This window comes from Cedecea colo, assembly GCF_011808225.1.
In the GTDB taxonomy this organism is placed as follows: domain Bacteria; phylum Pseudomonadota; class Gammaproteobacteria; order Enterobacterales; family Enterobacteriaceae; genus Dryocola; species Dryocola colo.
Genome location: NZ_SOYS01000010.1, coordinates 13,551 through 31,470, shown reverse-complemented (window position 1 = coordinate 31,470; position 17,920 = coordinate 13,551). Strand labels below are relative to the sequence as shown.

Below are 17,920 nucleotides of genomic sequence, written 5' to 3'. Positions count from 1 at the left end.
TAATGAAATAACCATAAAAAAGGAGCCCGCAGGCTCCTTTACAAGTCAGGGCAATTACCCGCCGAGATAAGCGCTACGCACCGCTTCGTTAGCCAGCAGTGCATCACCGGTGTCTTCCAGCACCACGTGGCCGTTTTCCAGCACGTAGCCGCGGTCGGCAAGCTTCAGCGCTTGGTTGGCGTTCTGCTCGACGAGGAAGATGGTCATGCCTTCACTACGCAGTTGTTCGATAGTGTCGAAAATCTGCTGGATGATAATAGGTGCGAGGCCAAGAGACGGCTCATCAAGCAGCAACAGGCGAGGCTGGCTCATCAGCGCGCGGCCAATCGCCAGCATCTGCTGCTCCCCGCCGGACATAGTGCCCGCCCGCTGGATACGGCGTTCATGCAGACGCGGGAACAGATCGTAAACACGCTTGATACGCGCGTGATACTGGTCTTTGTCTGCGAAAAAACCGCCCATCGCCAGATTCTCTTCTACCGTCATACGCGAAAACACGCGACGGCCTTCCGGCACTATCGCTACCGCTTCACGCATGATGCGCGCCGTGTGCCAGTCGGTAATATCTTTGCCATCAAAGGTAATTTTACCGCTGCTCGCACGCGGATCGCCGCATAACGTCCCCAGCAGCGTCGTTTTACCGGCGCCGTTCGCGCCAATCAGAGTGACAATCTCGCCCTGATTGATATGTAGACTGACCTCGTGAAGCGCCTGAATCTTGCCGTAGTGGGCGCTTACCTGGTCAAAAGACAACATGATATTTTCCATTTACGCCTCGCCCAAATAAGCACGGATTACGTCAGGGTTATTACGGATTTGCTCCGGCGTGCCGTTTGCAAGCGGCGTTCCCTGGTTAACGACGTAAATCCTGTCAGAAATGCCCATCACCAGCTTCATATCGTGCTCAATCAGCAGCACGGTGGTGTTGTGATGGTTACGGAGCTCCATAATCAGCTCATCAAGCTCGTGTGTTTCCTTTGGATTAAGGCCAGCGGCAGGCTCATCAAGCATCAGGATTTCCGGCTGCGTTACCATGCAGCGGGCAATCTCCAGCCGACGCTGATCGCCATAAGCAAGGTTGCTTGCCTGGCGGTTTGCCTGCTCAAGCAGGCCGATACGCTCAAGCCAGGTGGCGGCACGGTCCAGCGCTTCACTTTGTGCGCGACGGAAGCCCGGCGTTTTCAGCAGCCCCGAGAACACGCCGGTTTTGAGCTGCATATGCTGAGCCACCAGCAGGTTTTCAATCACCGTCATTTCACGGAACAGGCGCACGTGCTGGAAAGTGCGCACTACGCCCATACGCGCAATTTGCTGGCCCGGCAGGCCTTCAAGATGCTGGTCGCGTAGCATGATGCTGCCGCCGGTCGGTTTGTAGAAGCCCGTCAGGCAGTTGAAAACGGTGGTTTTACCGGCGCCGTTCGGGCCGATGAGCGAGACGATTTCCTGAGGATACAGCTCCAGGGTGACATTATTGACGGCGAGCAGGCCGCCGAAACGCATCATCAGGCCGTCTACGGATAACAATGGCTGTCTCATGCCTGCTCTCCTTTCACTTGTTCCACCTGCTCTTTCTTCAGCTTCAGTTGCGGACGCGTCATCGGCAACAGGCCTTGCGGACGCCAGATCATCATCAGCACCATCAGGCCACCGAGCACCAGCATGCTGTATTCGTTAAGGTCACGCATCAGCTCACGCGAGACCACCAGCAGCACGGCTGCGAGGATCACGGCAAACTGCGAGCCCATCCCGCCGAGCACTACAATCGCCAGCACAAACGCGGATTCCGCGAAGGTGAACGATTCCGGGCTCACGAAACCCTGGCGCGCGGCAAACAGCGTACCGGCAAAGCCGGCAAACGCGGCGCTGATAGTGAAAGCGGTCAGCTTGATGCGCGTTGGGTTCAGGCCCAGCGAACGGCAGGCGATTTCATCTTCACGCAGCGCTTCCCACGCACGGCCCAGCGGCATACGCAGCAGGCGGTTAATCACGAACAGCGACAGCACCACCAGCAGGAGCGCGACGAGGTAGAGGAAGATAATGCGATCGCCGGGGTTATAGGCGATGTTAAAGAAGTTGCTGAACGTATCCCAGCCGCCTTCACGCGCGCTACGGCTGAATTCCAGGCCGAACAGCGTTGGTTTCGGGATCTGGCTGATGCCGTTCGGACCGCCGGTGATTTCAGTGTTGTTCAGCAGCAGGATACGGACGATTTCGCCGAAGCCGAGCGTCACAATCGCCAGGTAATCGCCGCGCAGGCGCAGCACCGGGAAGCCGAGCAGGAAGCCCGCGGCGGCAGACACCAGGCCGGCAATCGGCAGGCAGGTCCAGAATCCCAGGCCGTAATAATGGTTAAGCAGCGCGAAGGTATAGGCGCCGATGGCATAGAAGCCGCCGTAACCCAGCACCAGCAGGCCGGACAGGCCGACCACCACGTTCAGACCAAGGCCGAGGATGATGTAGATCATCGTCAGCGTAGCGATATCCACCGTCCCGCGTGACACCATAAACGGCCACGCCACGGCGAGGATCAGCAGAGCAAACAGGAAGATTTTTTGTTTCGGCGTTGAGCCATCCAGCGCGGGCAGCACAAACTTCGGCCCGGAGACTTTCTTCAGGCCTTTCTGGAACGCAGGGCGCAACAACTGGAATACAAACACAACCGCAGTGCCGATCCAGACCCATTCCCAGCGTACGGAATCAGCGCTGTTTACGACAAGCTTCGTGCCGTCCAGGCTGAGCTGCACACCCATAAACACGGCGGCCAGCACGAAGAACATCGCTGCCGAAAGCGCAGAAAAGACAATATGCATCGGTTTCATACTTTTTCGACCTCCGGACGGCCCAGGATGCCGGTAGGCATCACCAGCAGCACCACGATCAGCAGGGCAAAGGAGACAACGTCTTTATATTCGGTGCTCAGATACGCTGAGGTCAGCGCTTCGGCAACGCCCAGAATCAGCCCGCCAATCATCGCGCCAGGAATACTGCCGATACCGCCGAGAACCGCCGCGGTAAAGGCTTTCATACCCGCCATAAAGCCGATGTAAGGGTTGATTACGCCGTAGAACTGGCCGAGCAACACGCCAGCAACGGCGGCCATCGCCGCACCAATCACGAAGGTCAGGGAGATAACGCGATCGGTGTTGATGCCCAGCAGGCTCGCCATTTTCAGATCTTCTGCGCAGGCGCGGCAGGCGCGTCCCATGCGGGAATATCGGATAAACAACGTCAGCGCCAGCATCGCAAGGAAGGTCACGACCCAGATAACAAGCTGCATAGTAGTGATGGTGGCGGTGAAGTTTTCACTCGCACCGATAACCCACTGGCCGTTAAACAGGCTTGGCAAGGCGATATCACGGGAACCTTCCGTCAGGCTGACATAGTTCTGCAGGAAGATAGACATACCGATGGCGGAGATAAGGGCAATCAGACGCTTGGAGTTACGCACCGGCTTATAGGCCACGCGTTCGATGCTCCAGCCATAGGCGCTGGCAATGATAATCGCGCCGATGAATCCGGCCCCAACCAGCATCCAGCCTGCGTCGATTCCCAGCATCATCAGTGCCGCGATGATCATAAACGAGACGTAGCTGCCAATCATATACACTTCGCCGTGGGCGAAGTTGATCATGCCGATAATGCCGTACACCATGGTATAGCCGATGGCGATCAGCGCGTAGGTGCTGCCCAGCGTGACGCCGTTAAACATCTGCTGCAGGAAATAGAGAAACTGCTCGGACATAACTTAACCTTTTTTATGCCTTCCGGGTTTTGCGCCCGGAAGGTGGGATGACTAATGTAGCCGCTTTATTTCGCCACGGAGGACGAGCCATCGGCGTGCCACTGGAAGACACCAAACTCAAATCCCTTCAAATCGCCTTTTGCATCCCAGTTCAGCGGCCCAATCACGGTTTTTGCACCGTTTGCTTTCAAATCTTTAACCAGATCCGCAGGTTCTGCGCTGCCGCTGCGTTCAAGCGCGGTTGCCAGAGACTGCACGGCTGCATAGGTGATCCACACATACGGGCCGCTTGGGTCTTTCTTCTGCGCTTTGAGCGCAGCAACGATAGCTTTGTTCGCCGGGTCCTGGTCATAGCGTTTTGGCATGGTGACAAGCATGCCTTCGCCCGCCGGACCTGCAATATTAGACAGCGATGCGTTACCCACGCCTTCTGGCCCCATAAACTGGGTTTTCAGGCCTACAGCCCGCGCCTGGCGCAGGATCTGCCCCATTTCCGGGTAGTAACCGCCGTAGTAAACAAAATCGATATTTTCTTTTTGCAGGCGCGCAACCAGCGTGGAGAAATCTTTATCGCCCGCGGTGATGCCGTCAAAGAAGACGATATTGGCGCCCGCTTTTTTCAGGCCGTCCTGCACCGAACGCGCCAGGCCTTCGCCGTACTGCTGTTTGTCATGGATGATGGCGATACGCTGCGGTTTAACGTGCTCAAGAATGTATTTGGAAGCCGTTGGTCCCTGGGATGAATCCAGACCCGCGGTACGCATGATCATCTCGTAGCCACGGCTGGTCAGCTCCGGGTTTGTCGCGCCGGGGGTAATCATCAGAATGCCTTCGTCTTCGTAGATATCAGACGCAGGCTGAGTGGAAGAGGAGCACAGGTGGCCAATCACATAGCGCACGCCGTCGTTAACAATTTTGTTGGCAACCGCAACGGCCTGTTTTGGATCGCATGCATCGTCATATTCAACCGCGACCAGCTTATCGCCTTTGATACCGCCTTTGGCGTTGATGTCTTTGATAGCCTGACGCGCGCCGTTGAACTCCATATCACCCCATTGTGCGACCGGGCCAGACATTGCCCCAACAACGGCGACTTTAATATCTGCAGCGGTTGCCGCGTGAGACACCGCCAAAGCAACTATCCCGGCGAGTAATGTCTTCGCGTTCATTTTCATCCGTTTCAATCCCCATTTCTTTCGTGATTCTGTGGTCTTATGCTGGCTAATAAATATCCAGAGCTTTTTATAATCAATTCCGATTTTTATCATTGCCTTGAAGGGCTTAGCGGCAGAATTTACAATTTTTCCAGCTAAAAGCTCTATTTTTCAGGCGATTAAGCAGAGATATTATTCTGTATTTGAGCTGAGTGAAACAAAAAAAAGCGCTGCTTTCAGCATAAAATAGCGGCACAAAGAGCGGAATAATTCGCTATGTTTTAGGGTTTTATACTGAGCAAATTTCAATCTGACGTGATTCAAACTGCTTAATGTTTGCCACATAATGCAATCGGCTACACGGGGGCTGAAAAAAGATAAAGCGTCTGGCGCAAATAAATTGGTTACAATCGGGGTTTTCCCGCTTTTTGGTTAGCTCGCATATGAAACTCACCATCATTCGTCTGTTTGAGTGTAGTGCTCAGGATAAGATCGATCTCGCTAAGATCTGGCCAGAATATTCCAGCGCTTCGCTTAAGCTCAGTGATAATCATCGGATTTACGCAGCAAAGTTTAATGACCGCCTGCTGGGCGCGGTGCGCGTTACGCTCACGGGAACTCAGGGCGCGCTGGACTCGTTGCGGGTGCGTGAAATCACGCGTCGGCGCGGCGTAGGGCAATATCTATTAGCCGAAGTGCTGCGCGATAACCCGGCGGTTACCGACTGGTGGATGGCCGACGTCGGGGTAGAAGACCGCGGCGTAATGGCTGCTTTTATGCAGGCTGTAGGGTTCAAAGCCCAGACGGGCGGGTGGGAAAAATAACCATTCCCTCTCCGTGGGAGAGGGAAGAATTATAAAGCTTACTTCGCGTCGGTCGCTGTACCGTCGGCATGCCAGGTGAACACGCCGAATTCAAAGCCTTTCAGATCGCCCTTCTCATCCCAGGACAGCGGCCCCATTACCGTTTCCACCGTACTCGCCTTCAGGTAAGTAGCAATTTCCGCCGGATCTTCTGATTTATTCAAACCTGCCGCCAGCGATTGCAGCGCAGCATAGGTAGTCCATACGAATGCGCCGCTAGGATCCTGTTTCTTCGCTTTGATAGCATCCACGATTGGTTTGTTAGCAGGGACCTGATCGTAGTTCTTCGGCTTGGTTACCAGCATGCCTTCGGCAGAATCACCGGCAATGTTAGACAGGGAAACGTTCGCAACGCCTTCCGGTCCCATGAACTTCGTTTTCAGACCTGCGGCACGAGACTGACGCAGAATCTGACCCATTTCCGGGTGGTAGCCGCCGTAGTAAACGAAATCGATATTCTCTTTCTTCAGGCGCGCCACCAGCGTGGAGAAGTCTTTCTCGCCTGCGGTGATACCGTCAAAGAACACCACATTTGCGCCGCCTTTTTTCAGGTTATCCTGCACCGAACGCGCCAGGCCTTCGCCGTATTGCTGCTTGTCGTGAATAATCGCAATATTTTTCGGTTTTACGTGCTCAAGGATGTACTTCGCGGCGGTTGGGCCCTGATCGGAATCCAGACCGGTAGTACGCAGAGTCAGTTTATAACCACGCGCGGTCAGCTCCGGTGCGGTTGCCGCAGGCGTAATCATCAGCACGCCTTCGTCTTCGTAGATATCAGACGCAGGCTGAGTGGAAGAGGAGCACAGGTGGCCGATAACGTATTTAATGCCGTCGTTAATTACTTTGTTGGCGACCGCAACCGCTTGTTTCGGGTCACAGGCGTCGTCATATTTGGTAATGACCAGCTTATCGCCTTTGATACCGCCTTTCGCATTAATATCGGCAACCGCCTGCTCTGCACCGGTAAATTCCTGGTCGCCATACTGCGCAACCGGACCAGACATGGCGCCCACTACCGCGACTTTAATATCCTTTGCAAATGCCGCATTGCTCATCGCCAGTGCGATACAGCCAGCCAGTAAAGCTTTGCCCTTCATTTTCATCCTGAGAATCCCCATTCTTGTTGTGAGTGGTATTTGTTGTATTGTTTTGGCTCTGTTTTATTTTTGATGTGGAGATAACCGCGCAGGCCTCCGCCGCACTCCGTGCTAAAAACATACCCGATTTTGCGTTTTTTGGAATAACAATTTTGCCACGTTTCGAATGTGGGATATGACAGGCACAAAAAAATGCCCGGAAAGAGGATGCTGCACGACCTAAAGCTTGAAATCGAGGGAATACTTACGCATAAAAAACTGCACCTTACTTAGTTGGGTATCCAACTTTTGGGGTGCAGTTCAGAAAGGCGGTTTTTTATCAGACTGGAAAAACGTTAGGCTTCGATGGCCATACGCAGTTTTTTCATCGCATTCTTTTCTAGCTGACGAACACGTTCTGCGGAGACGCCGTAGCGATCTGCCAGCTCCTGCAACGTGCTTTTGTTGTCTTCGTCAAGCCAGCGCGCGCGGATAATATCCTGGCTGCGCTCGTCAAGGCCCAACATAGCATCGCTGAGTTTATCCGCAGCGTGGGATTCCCAGTTATCGTCTTCAATGCCGTCAGCAAAGTTAGACGATTTATCCTGCAGGAACAGCACCGGCGCCATTGGCGCGCTGTCGGCATCGTCATCGTTGCCCATGTCAAAGGTCATGTCCTGCGCCGCCATGCGGGATTCCATCTCTCGCACGTCTTTGCTGGTAACACCAAGTTCATTGGCGACCATTTCCACTTCGTCCTGATTAAACCATCCCAGACGTTGTTTAGTTTTACGCAGATTAAAGAACAGCTTACGCTGCGCTTTAGTGGTTGCCACCTTCACAATACGCCAGTTACGCAGCACGTACTCGTGAATTTCAGCCTTGATCCAGTGCACGGCAAAGGAGACCAGACGGACGCCGACCTCCGGGTTGAAGCGGCGCACCGCTTTCATCAGGCCGATATTACCTTCCTGAATCAGGTCAGCCTGCGGCAGACCATAGCCCGAATAATTACGAGCGATGTGAACAACAAAGCGCAGGTGAGACAGGATCAGCCTTTTCGCTGATTCCAGGCAGCCCTGGTAATGCAGCTTTTCAGCCAGCTCCTTCTCTTCCTCGGCCGTTAACATCGGCCAGGCGTTAGCGGCCCGGATATAAGATTCCAGGTTACCAACAGGGGCTAAAGCTAAATTTTGCATTTCTTTGGTCATTCAAACCCTCTCTTAGAGACTAACGTACAGGTTGCCACAACGATTTTTCATCAGGCAAAAGCACTGACTTCACGTCAACGCGCCAAACCGTACCATCCACACTACTCTCAGACAGTGATCTTATCCACAAGTTCAATGTATGGCTGTGTATAAATTACACACAAAATGTGACAGTACTATTAACACGGCAGGAGAAACGTCGAACCGAAGATGGGACTCTGTCCCCTGCTAACGGAAGATCCGTGAGCCGGGGACAAAGTATATCAAAAAAATTTTATTCTGGGGTAAAGCGACGTAAATGTTGCACGGTAGCAATCCAGGCGGCCGTCCAGCCTATCATTGCCGACACCAGCAGCAGCAGCAGACATTCTTCAAAACCCAGGCCCGAAATATCGAACTTTGTGCCGAATACCTGCGCCACTTCCGTTACCGCAGACGACAGCCGCAGCACCAGAATTTCTGAAAGAATAAGCGATAAAAACGCGCCGGTGAATCCCAGCAGCGCGCCGCCGTACAGGAATGGACGCAGGATAAACCCATCCGTTGCGCCAATCAGTTTCTGCACGTTAATGGTATCCCGGCGGGCAAAAATGCTCAGCCTTACGCTGTTACCGATCACCAGGAAAACGGCGGCAACCATCAAAATACCGATCAGGGCGGATACTCGCCCGACCAGGCCCGTCAAGGCGGCAAGGCGCGCGAACCAGCTATCATCCATGCGTACTTCGTCCACGCCGTTAATCCGCGCCACGCGGTCACGCAGCGTATTCAGATGATCCGTACTCTGAAAATCCAGTTTTGGGTTCACCACCGCCACAGCAGGCAGCGGATTTTCTTCGAGCATATCCAGCGCGCCACCAAAGCCCGACCAGTTACGGAACTCGCCAAGGGCTTCATCGCGCGATAGATAATTAACTTTATCCACGCCCTCTTCGGCCTGAATAGCGCCAACCACCTGCTGCGCTGCGTTATCATCCAGCGCTTTATCAAGGTAAACGGTGATTTGTGGCGAAGGATAATACTGCGTCGCGGCCTGATTAACGTTTTTGTAAACCATATAGCATACGCTCGGTAGCGTAAGCGAAATGGCAATAACCATTAGGGTAAGAAAAGTGGCAAGAGGCTTGCTCTTAAGATCCTGGACCGCGCCTTCCCAGGCGTAGCGGAACTGTTCGTTCACGCCACCCTTGAGCGACCGGGCTTTCGATTGCGGCCCTTTGCCGCCTTTTTTCACCGGGCGGCCTGAATCCGCGTGCCTGTTCAGCTTGTTGATTTTATCCAGCTGATTACTGAAGCGCTTGATGGGATTGAGCGCGTTGCGTTTATTCACCTGCCAGGCCTCCATGCAAATGGCCATCGCTTAACGTCAACATACGATAGTTACGACGGGAGATAAGACCAAGATCGTGCGTCGCCATCAGAACCGTTACCCCAACGCGGTTAAACTCTTCAAACAGGCGCAAGATGCCTTCCGAAAGCGCATCGTCCAGGTTACCTGTCGGTTCATCTGCCAGCAATACGGCCGGTTTATTGACCACCGCACGGGCGATGCCCACGCGCTGCTGTTCGCCGCCGGAGAGTTGAATAGGAAAGTTCTTCGCTTTGTCCAGCAGCCCGACCTTATCCAGCGCGGCGCTTACGCGGCGGCGAATATCCTCACCGCTGGCGCCGGCAATAATCAGCGGAATCGCCACGTTGTCGTAGACCGTTCTGTCCATCAACAGATGGTGATCCTGGAAGATCATGCCGATCTGGCGCCGCAGGAACGGCACCTCCCGGCTCTTCAGACGGCTGATATCGTGGCCGCTGAAGAAAATTTTTCCGGCGCTGGGCCGTTCAATACCGCAGATAAGCTTGAGCAGGGTACTTTTCCCCGCGCCAGAGTGGCCGGTCAGAAAGGCCATCTCGCCGGGCTGCATATGGAAGGTGACGCCCTGCAGCGCTTGCCTTCCACCGAGATAGGCTTTACTGACGTGTTCGAAGCGAATCATTGTTAATCCTCTCGGGCAAAAAGTGCCTCAATAAAATCGTCCGCTTTAAACGGACGTAAATCCTCAATTCTTTCGCCGACGCCAATGTAGCGAATCGGAATGCCAAACCGATCGGCCACGGAGAAAATCACGCCGCCTTTGGCTGTGCCGTCCAGCTTGGTCAGGGTAATGCCCGTCAGCCCTACGGCTTCATGGAACAGTTTCGCCTGGCTTACCGCATTTTGTCCGGTGCTGGCATCAATAGTGAGCATAATCTCATGCGGGGCGTCTTCGTCCAGCTTTTTCATCACGCGGACGATTTTCTTCAGCTCTTCCATCAGGTGCGCTTTATTCTGCAGGCGACCTGCGGTATCGGCCAACAGCACATCGACGCCGCGCGCTTTAGCCGCCTGAATCGCATCGAAAATAACGGAAGCGGAGTCCGCCCCGGTATGCTGAGCGACAACGGGAATATTGTTGCGCTGCCCCCATACCTGCAACTGCTCGACCGCTGCCGCGCGGAAGGTATCGCCCGCCGCCAGCATCACCGATTTGCCTTCCTGCTGGAACTGACGCGCCAGTTTGCCGATGGTGGTGGTTTTACCCACGCCGTTTACACCAACCATCAGGATGACAAACGGCGTCTTGCCTTCAACGTTGAGCGGCTCATCGACTTTCGCCAGGATTTCGCCCATTTCGTCTTTCAGCAGACCGTAAAGCGCTTCAGCATCGCGCAATGCCTTACGGCTCGCGCCTTCAGTCAGGTTGCTGATGATTTTACGGGTGGTTTCAACGCCAACGTCGGCAATCAGCAATTGCTCTTCGAGCTCTTCAAACAGATCGTCGTCGATTTTCTTGCCGCGGAACAGACTGATAAATCCGGAACCGAGATTCTCTTTAGTTTTCAGCAAGCTGCGCTTGAGACGCGCGAAGAAACCTTCTTTGGTTGGCTTCTCCTGCTCCTGCTGCTCCTGATTTTCTTCTGCCGCTTGCGCGGTATCGGCTTCTACCGGCGCTTCTTCGGCGGGCGCATACTCAACGTGAGCGGCGACGATTTCTTCGATTTCAGCAACGGTTTCTTCGCCAGCAAGCTCTTGTTCTGCCTGCCATTCATCGGCTTCCGGCTCGTTTTCAGCTATCTCTTCCGGCAGCGGCAGCTCTTCATGTTCGACTGCGGCCTGCGGCTGGGCAACGGGCTCTGGCTCATGCAGGATTTCCGGCTCAACGGCTTCTGGTTCGATAACAGCTTCTGGCTCGGCAACCGCCTCAGGCGCTTCACGTTCAGCCAGCTTTTCGCTGACTTCTACAACATCCTGCGCGAAGCTTTCAGTTGCCTGCGGAGAAGGAACAGCTGGCTCATCGCTCGCTTCTGGCTGTGCGATTTCTTCAACCGCCTGTGGCTGTGCTGGCTCGACGATTTGCTCAGCGTTCTGCTCAGCAAGGTCTGCGGCAACCGGTTGTTCTGCTACTGCTTTTTGTTCTGTTTCTTGTTCCGGTTCCTGCTCTTTCTGACCAAAGCCCAACCAGGAAAAAAAGCCACGTTTTTTCTCTTTCGCCATTTGCGAATATACTCCTCGCTGTTGATTCATGGCACAGGCCCGGAAGTGCTTATTGCGGGCGCTGAAAATGATCGTCGATTGAATATGTTAGTCTATCACTTTCCCACAGCTAGCGGCACTCCGACGGAATAAGGTTTCCCCTTATCCCTCGCGCCGCTAGAATAGTCGGCAAAAATCGCAGCGCAGTGAGTCTCATGAAGAAATCCCAATCCAAAGGCACAGGCCAGATCCGTATTATTGGAGGCCTTTGGCGTGGCCGTAAGCTTCCCGTTCCCGACAGCCCGGGCCTGCGTCCAACCACCGACCGGGTACGCGAAACCTTATTCAACTGGCTGGCCCCGTCAATAGTAGATGCCTGCGTGCTGGACTGTTTCGCAGGCAGCGGTGCGCTGGGGCTCGAAGCGCTATCCCGTTATGCCGCAAGTGCTACGCTTCTGGAGATGGATCGCAATGTCTCGCAGCAATTGCAGAAGAATCTCGTCACGCTTAAAGCGGCAAACGGCATCGTCGTCAACGCCAATACGCTAAATTACCTGGCGCAGCCGGGCAAACCCCATACCGTTGTGTTTATCGATCCGCCGTTCCGTAAAGGGCTGCTGGAAGAAACGATTACCCTGCTCGAGCTTAACGGCTGGCTGGCGACAGACGCGCTGATCTACGTCGAAAGCGAAGTGGAAAACAGCATGCCGCCAGTACCCGCAAGCTGGACATTACACCGTGAAAAAGTGGCCGGCCAGGTCGCCTGTCGCCTCTATCATCGCGAAGCATAAGGAGATACATCATGTTGATTAATCTGGGCAGGCTGTTGATGCTGTGCGTGTGGGCCTTTTTGTTGCTGAATATTTTCCATCCCTTCCCGCGCCCGCTAAATATTTTCGTCAACGTAGCGCTGATTTTTATGGCAATTATGCACGCGATGCAGCTGGCGCTGCTGAAATCGACCCAGCCGAAAGACGGCCCGCCGCTAAGCCGCGTTCAGCAGCTTAAAATCTTCGTTTTTGGGGTTTTTGAACTGCTGGCCTGGCAGAAGAACCTGCGCAAAGGTCAGTAAGAAGCTTCAGGGATGAAGGCGATAAAGCGCGTCCCTTTGTACTGTAATGTGCCTTTATCCCCAACGCTGACCTCATGATACTGCGCGGCAGTTACGCGCATTTTCATTTCCATTCCGCCTGTCTGCGGGCGAAACCACACTTCATAGCGCATCAAATCGCCAGCCGGAGTCACATCGCGCTGGCGTGAGCGTCTGTCGTTGGCCGGCTTTTCGCGCTTGGTCGCGACAATCACGCTTTTTTGACTCAGCGGCGCAGCGTCGTTTTCGGCACTCTGGCGGCGCTGCTGCATAAAGCGAAATGACGCGGCCACCACGATTAAAACGATGACGGCAATAAAGAAAACGGGTGGCTTACTCATGGATTTATCTCGGTTTGTCAGGCGCTTTTAAGAATACCTCTCATCTCCGGGCATTGTCATCCGGCGGCTTTGACCACTAGACTGAAATAAGAAGCACAGTCTGCTGTGTGCGATACGTCGATTATTAAAAAAGGGACACGCCATGCTCTGGTCTTTCATTGCCGTATTTTTTTCCGGGTGGCTCTACGTTGATGCTTCCTATCGGGGCCCAATCTGGCAACGCTGGGTATTTAAACCGGTCACGCTGTTACTGCTGCTTCTGCTGGCCTGGCAGGCGCCGATGTTTGAGGCTACCGGCTATCTGATCCTCGCCGGTTTGCTGGCGACGCTTGCGGGCGATGCGCTAACGCTTCTGTCGACACAGCGTATGCTGTACGCCATTGGCGCCTTCTTTCTGTCGCATTTGCTCTATACCCTTTATTTCGCCAGCCGGATGACGTTCTCCTTTTTCTGGCCGTTGCCCCTCGCCCTGCTGATTGTGGGTGCGCTGCTGGTGGCAATCATCTGGACGCGGCTGGAAACCTTCCGCTGGCCGATCATGACCTTTATCGGTATGACGCTGGTAATGGTGTGGCTGGCAGGCGAGCTGTATTTCTTCCGCCCAACCAGCGCCAGCCTCTCTGGCTTTATCGGCGCGACGCTTCTGCTGCTGGGCAACATTGTCTGGCTGGGCAGCCACTACCGCCGCCGTTTCACCGCTGACAGCGCCATCGCCGCCGCCTGCTATTTTGCCGGGCATTTTATGATTGTCCAGTCGCTGTATATCTGACCCGCATATTCCCTCTTGACTCTGGAGTAAGCTCCAGAGTGTAACATCGGTAATGAGAACATTATCATTACCCAGGAGGGCGCATGAGCAACGCCAGCAAAACCCCGCAGTTTGCAAAGGTAAAATTCAGTCCGCTACCAGCCGAAGCGCCCTCCTGCTGCGATGAAGTGCGGTGTTCCACGCGAGCCGATGCCGACATCCTTCCGATAAACGGCGAACGCTATAGCTGGAAGGTCGCGGGCATGGACTGCGCCGCCTGCGCGCGGAAGGTCGAAAATTCGGTAAAGCAAATCCCGGACATACAGCAGGTACAGGTTCTGTTTGCGACAGAAAAACTGCTCGTTACCGCACCACGCGACGTTCGTCAGGAAGTTGAAAAAGCGGTAACAGCCGCCGGCTATACACTTCGCGACAGCGCCGCACCGGCAGCTGTCGCCAGTTCTGGCTGGCGCGAAAACTTACCGCTCATCACTCTGCTAGCCATGATGGCAATCAGTTGGGGGCTGGAACGGTTCAACCATCCGTTCGGTAATATGGCATTTATCGCTACTACGCTGGTCGGCCTGTGGCCCGTTGCCCGTCAGGCCGTGCGCCTGATCCGCAGCGGTAACTGGTTCGCCATTGAAACGCTGATGAGCGTCGCCGCAGCTGGCGCGCTTTTTATCGGCGCGACGGCCGAAGCCGCCATGGTGCTGGTGTTGTTTCTGCTTGGTGAACGTCTTGAATCCTTTGCGGCAAGCCGTGCCAGAAGTGGAGTGAGCGCTTTGATGGCGCTCAGGCCGGAAGTCGCAACGCGCATACGCAACGGCGAAAGAGAAAGCATCGCGCTAAGCGAGCTTCGGCCGGGCGATATAATTGAAGTCTCCGCTGGAGGCCGGTTACCGGCGGATGGCCGCCTGCTCAACAAAACCGCCAGCTTCGACGAAAGCGCGTTAACCGGCGAATCGGTGCCGGTGGAACGCAGCCAAAACGAGAAGGTCCCGGCGGGCAGCACCAGCATCGACAGGCTTGTTCAGCTTGAAGTCATTTCTGAGCCGGGCGACAGCGCCATCGACCGCATTTTGCGTTTAATTGAAGACGCTGAAGAAAGCCGGGCGCCGATAGAACGCTTTATTGACCGTTTCAGCCGCATCTACACGCCGGCCATTATGGCGATAGCGCTGCTTGCCGCAGTCATCCCGCCGCTGTTGTTCGGGCAAAGCTGGAATGAATGGATCTACAAAGGGCTGGCGCTGCTGCTGATTGGCTGTCCTTGCGCATTAGTTATCTCAACGCCGGCGGCGATAACCTCGGGCCTTGCCGCCGCCGCTCGCCGTGGCGCATTAATAAAAGGCGGCGCGGCGCTGGAACGTCTCGGGCAGATCCAGCAGATAGCGTTCGATAAAACCGGCACGCTGACCGCAGGAAAACCACAGGTTACCGCAATTGAAGCGGTTGCTTCGCTGAGCGAGAACGACCTGCTGACGCTGGCTGCCGCCGTTGAACAAGGCTCGTCGCATCCGCTTGCGCAGGCTATTGTTCGCGAAGCGCAACGGCGGGAGCTTACCCTGCCGGCAACGGAATCGCACCGCGCGCTGGCGGGCGTTGGCGTGGAGGCCATCATTGATGGCGAAACGCTGCTGCTTAGCTCGCCCGGAAATCTTCCTGCCTCCGTGCTAAATACAACCTGGCAACGGCGTATTACACGGCTTGAAGCGGAAGGCCAGACGGTGATTGTCGCTGTCGGCCAAAGTCAATTGCTGGGCATTATTGCCATGCGCGACACGCTGCGCAGCGATGCCAGAGAGGCGATTGCGGCCCTGAATAATATCGGGATACAAAGCGTAATGCTGACCGGCGATAATCCGCGCGCTGCCGCAGCTATCGCCGGTGAACTGGGTATGGATTATCGTGCCAGCCTGCTGCCCGCCGATAAAGTCAAAGCGGTCAACGAGATAAACGCCCGACAGCCGTTGGCAATGGTCGGGGACGGCATCAACGACGCCCCGGCCATGAAAGCCGCAACCATCGGCATTGCCATGGGCAGCGGAACCGACGTTGCTCTGGAAACCGCGGATGCGGCGCTGACGCACAACCGCCTGACAGAGCTTGCGGGCATGGTTAATCTCGCGCGGGCAACGCATAGTAATATCCGGCAGAACATCACGATAGCGCTGGGCCTGAAAGGAATATTTCTGGTCACAACGCTGCTGGGGATTACCGGCCTGTGGCTGGCGGTGCTCGCCGATTCGGGAGCCACGGCTCTGGTCACGGCGAATGCGTTGCGTTTGCTGCGTAAGCGATAGCCATGCGAAAAGTCAGGCGGGTAAGGTTGCTTACCCGCCCTGCCAGCCACTTTAGTTCATTCCCAGGACATGCGGCAGCCACAGCGAAACCCACGGAATATAGGTCACCATTGCCAGCACCGCCAGCAACATAAAATAGAACGGCAGCATAGCCCGCACTACCACTTCTATCTTCTGCTTGCTGACCGCGCTGGCGACAAACAGCACCGAACCAACCGGCGGCGTGATCAGGCCGATTCCCAGATTCACCATCATGATCATCCCAAAATGCACCGGATCGATGCCCAGCGAGTTGGTCACCGGCAGCAATACGGGCGTCAGGATTAAAATGATCGGCGCCATGTCCATCAGCGTGCCGATTAGCAACAGCATCACGTTCAGGTACATCAGAATCACGTACTTGTTATCTGACAGCGACGTAAAGAATTCGGTGATGCGCGCAGGAAGCTGCATGTAGGTCATTACTGCGCCAAATGCCGCCGCAAAACCAATCAAAATCATAACGATAGAGACAGTTTTCACGGTGCGGAACATCAGCTTCGGCAGCTCGTTCCATTTGTAATCGCGGTAGATAAACATGGTGACGAAAAACGCCCACACGCAGGCAACCGCCGCCGATTCCGTTGCGGTAAAGACGCCGGACAAGATGCCGCCGAGGATTATCACCACCGTCATCAGGCCCCATAGCGCATCAAAGAAGATTTTCAGCGCCTGCTTAAAGGGAATACGTTCCCCTTTTGGATAGCCGCGTTTATGCGCAAAGCCCAGGCATAACACCATCAGGCTGCCGCCCAGCAATAATCCCGGCAGCACGCCCGCAATAAACAGCGTAGCGATGGAAACCGAACCGCCCGCCGCCAGCGAGTAAATCACCGAATTATGGCTTGGCGGGATCAAAATCGCCTGCACCGATCCGCTCGCCGTGACCGCCGCCGCGTATTCGCGTGGATAGCCTTTCCTCTCCATTTCCGGGATCATCACGCTGCCGATCGATGCGGTATCCGCCACTGACGAGCCCGAAATCGCACCAAAGAAAGTAGAAGCCACAATGTTCACCAGCGACAGGCCGCCGCGAATAAAGCCGACAAATATGTAAGCAAAATTCACCAGACGCCGCGCAATGCCGCCTTCCGCCATGATTGCCCCCGCCAGGATAAAGAACGGGATCGCAAGCAGGGTGAACTTATTCACCCCGCTGGTGATTTGAATCATGATCGCCTCAAGCGGCAAATCAATCCACAGCGCACCGACAATGGCGCTGAGCCCAACGGCAAACGCCACCGGCATACCCACGGCCAGCAGCACGGCGAGCGTGGCTAATAAAACAAATGCGTCCATGTTGGGATCCCCTGGCCGTTAACCGTGATTACCAAGCAGCACCACCGGACGGTTCTCCTGAGAACCAAACAGCAATCGCTCGATAACAAACAAAATCAGCAACACCGCGCCAATCGGCAACGGCAGGTAGGTTTGCCCCGACGTCAGGACGGGAAATTCCGCCACAGGTTGCTCCCAAAGGTCCGCGCACAGGAAGTAGCTGTAGTAAAACATCATGCCTGAAATCAGCAGCATCAGCAGATCGACAAGGCGTGCGCAGAGCGTCTGCAGCGCCTGCGGCAGCCGGTCCGTTAGCATATTTACCGCAATGTGGGAACCGGCGCGGTAGCTCACCGCCGCGCCGATAAACGTAAACGTCACCATGCAGATAATAGCCACCGGTTCCGGCCAGGACTCCCCGCGGTTGAGCACATAGCGTGAGAAAATCCCAATTGGAATAATGACGGTCATGATAAGCAAAGAGAAACCGGCGACGATCATCGCCGCCAGGTAGATTTTATCCATCCAGTTCGAGAAGCTTTGGGACATATGCCCTCCACGAAA

The 17,920-nt window shown here is 55.0% G+C and carries 18 protein-coding genes; 5 read left to right on the top strand and 13 right to left on the bottom strand.

Translation table 11 applies throughout. The annotated features are described in order from the left end of the window. Positions 1-54: 54 nt before the first annotated feature. The 5 genes from livF to livK all read right to left on the bottom strand — a co-directional run bounded on the left by livF (position 55) and on the right by livK (position 4,917). Positions 55-768, bottom strand: coding sequence for a high-affinity branched-chain amino acid ABC transporter ATP-binding protein LivF (gene livF, locus E2L00_RS17995; protein ID WP_167614143.1), 714 nt, complete (start codon positions 766-768; stop codon positions 55-57). Continuing rightward, the gene (gene livG, locus E2L00_RS17990; protein WP_167614141.1) at positions 769-1,536 is read right to left on the bottom strand and encodes a high-affinity branched-chain amino acid ABC transporter ATP-binding protein LivG; all 768 of its coding nucleotides are present in this window, start codon (positions 1,534-1,536) and stop codon (positions 769-771) included. Then, positions 1,533-2,819: a high-affinity branched-chain amino acid ABC transporter permease LivM gene (locus tag E2L00_RS17985; protein WP_167614139.1), complete on the bottom strand. Its 1,287-nt coding sequence runs from the start codon at positions 2,817-2,819 to the stop codon at positions 1,533-1,535. The genes livG and E2L00_RS17985 overlap by 4 nt, the downstream gene beginning before the upstream one ends. Continuing rightward, entirely contained in the window at positions 2,816-3,742 is a 927-nt protein-coding gene (gene livH / locus E2L00_RS17980) for a high-affinity branched-chain amino acid ABC transporter permease LivH (protein ID WP_167614137.1), read from the bottom strand. The genes E2L00_RS17985 and livH overlap by 4 nt, the downstream gene beginning before the upstream one ends. 65 nt (positions 3,743-3,807) lie before the next feature. Beyond that, the gene (gene livK / locus E2L00_RS17975; RefSeq protein ID WP_167614135.1) at positions 3,808-4,917 is read right to left on the bottom strand and encodes a high-affinity branched-chain amino acid ABC transporter substrate-binding protein LivK; all 1,110 of its coding nucleotides are present in this window, start codon (positions 4,915-4,917) and stop codon (positions 3,808-3,810) included. Positions 4,918-5,339: 422 nt separating this feature from the next. Here livK and panM point away from each other — a divergent pair, with 422 nt between their 5' ends. Continuing rightward, on the top strand, positions 5,340-5,720 hold the full coding sequence (gene panM / locus E2L00_RS17970) for an aspartate 1-decarboxylase autocleavage activator PanM (RefSeq protein ID WP_167614133.1): 381 nt from the start codon (positions 5,340-5,342) through the stop codon (positions 5,718-5,720). A gap of 38 nt (positions 5,721-5,758) precedes the next feature. On the opposite strand, the gene E2L00_RS17965 is transcribed toward panM, so the two are convergent. The 5 genes from E2L00_RS17965 to ftsY form a co-directional block, all read right to left on the bottom strand. Further along, positions 5,759-6,862 carry a branched-chain amino acid ABC transporter substrate-binding protein gene (locus tag E2L00_RS17965; RefSeq protein ID WP_167614131.1) on the bottom strand — a complete coding sequence of 368 codons (1,104 nt, stop codon included), beginning with the start codon at positions 6,860-6,862 and terminating at the stop codon, positions 5,759-5,761. A gap of 329 nt (positions 6,863-7,191) precedes the next feature. Next, complete coding sequence (rpoH, locus tag E2L00_RS17960; protein ID WP_167614129.1) at positions 7,192-8,046, bottom strand: RNA polymerase sigma factor RpoH; 855 nt, start codon at positions 8,044-8,046, stop codon at positions 7,192-7,194. A gap of 274 nt (positions 8,047-8,320) precedes the next feature. Next, positions 8,321-9,391, bottom strand: coding sequence for a permease-like cell division protein FtsX (gene ftsX / locus E2L00_RS17955; protein ID WP_201279486.1), 1,071 nt, complete (start codon positions 9,389-9,391; stop codon positions 8,321-8,323). Further along, positions 9,369-10,037 (bottom strand): cell division ATP-binding protein FtsE, encoded by a 669-nt coding sequence (ftsE, locus tag E2L00_RS17950; RefSeq protein ID WP_167614125.1) that lies wholly within the window; start codon positions 10,035-10,037, stop codon positions 9,369-9,371. The genes ftsX and ftsE overlap by 23 nt, the downstream gene beginning before the upstream one ends. Before the next feature lie 2 nt (positions 10,038-10,039). Continuing rightward, positions 10,040-11,575 (bottom strand): signal recognition particle-docking protein FtsY, encoded by a 1,536-nt coding sequence (gene ftsY, locus E2L00_RS17945; RefSeq protein WP_167614122.1) that lies wholly within the window; start codon positions 11,573-11,575, stop codon positions 10,040-10,042. A gap of 194 nt (positions 11,576-11,769) precedes the next feature. On the opposite strand from ftsY, the gene rsmD reads away from it, so the two are divergent. Both rsmD and E2L00_RS17935 read left to right on the top strand, forming a co-directional pair. Next, a complete protein-coding gene (gene rsmD, locus E2L00_RS17940) occupies positions 11,770-12,345 on the top strand; it encodes a 16S rRNA (guanine(966)-N(2))-methyltransferase (protein WP_167614120.1) in 576 nt (191 codons plus the stop codon). An 11-nt stretch (positions 12,346-12,356) separates the two neighbouring features. Next, on the top strand, positions 12,357-12,626 hold the full coding sequence (locus tag E2L00_RS17935; protein ID WP_167614118.1) for a DUF1145 family protein: 270 nt from the start codon (positions 12,357-12,359) through the stop codon (positions 12,624-12,626). Here E2L00_RS17935 and E2L00_RS17930 read toward each other — a convergent pair. After that, a complete protein-coding gene (locus E2L00_RS17930) occupies positions 12,620-12,985 on the bottom strand; it encodes a DUF2500 domain-containing protein (protein ID WP_167614116.1) in 366 nt (121 codons plus the stop codon). The two genes, E2L00_RS17935 and E2L00_RS17930, sit on opposite strands and share 7 nt — an antisense overlap. Positions 12,986-13,127: 142 nt before the next feature. Between E2L00_RS17930 and E2L00_RS17925 the strand changes: the two genes are divergently transcribed. Together E2L00_RS17925 and zntA are read left to right on the top strand one after the other, a co-directional pair. Then, complete coding sequence (locus tag E2L00_RS17925; RefSeq protein WP_167614114.1) at positions 13,128-13,754, top strand: lysoplasmalogenase; 627 nt, start codon at positions 13,128-13,130, stop codon at positions 13,752-13,754. A gap of 83 nt (positions 13,755-13,837) precedes the next feature. After that, positions 13,838-16,039, top strand: coding sequence for a Zn(II)/Cd(II)/Pb(II) translocating P-type ATPase ZntA (gene zntA / locus E2L00_RS17920; RefSeq protein ID WP_167614112.1), 2,202 nt, complete (start codon positions 13,838-13,840; stop codon positions 16,037-16,039). 51 nt (positions 16,040-16,090) lie between these two features. Here zntA and E2L00_RS17915 read toward each other — a convergent pair whose 3' ends face one another. Continuing rightward, the gene (locus E2L00_RS17915; protein WP_167614110.1) at positions 16,091-17,377 is read right to left on the bottom strand and encodes a TRAP transporter large permease; all 1,287 of its coding nucleotides are present in this window, start codon (positions 17,375-17,377) and stop codon (positions 16,091-16,093) included. Between the two features lie 18 nt (positions 17,378-17,395). Next, positions 17,396-17,905 (bottom strand): TRAP transporter small permease, encoded by a 510-nt coding sequence (locus E2L00_RS17910; protein WP_167614108.1) that lies wholly within the window; start codon positions 17,903-17,905, stop codon positions 17,396-17,398. Positions 17,906-17,920: the final 15 nt, after the last annotated feature.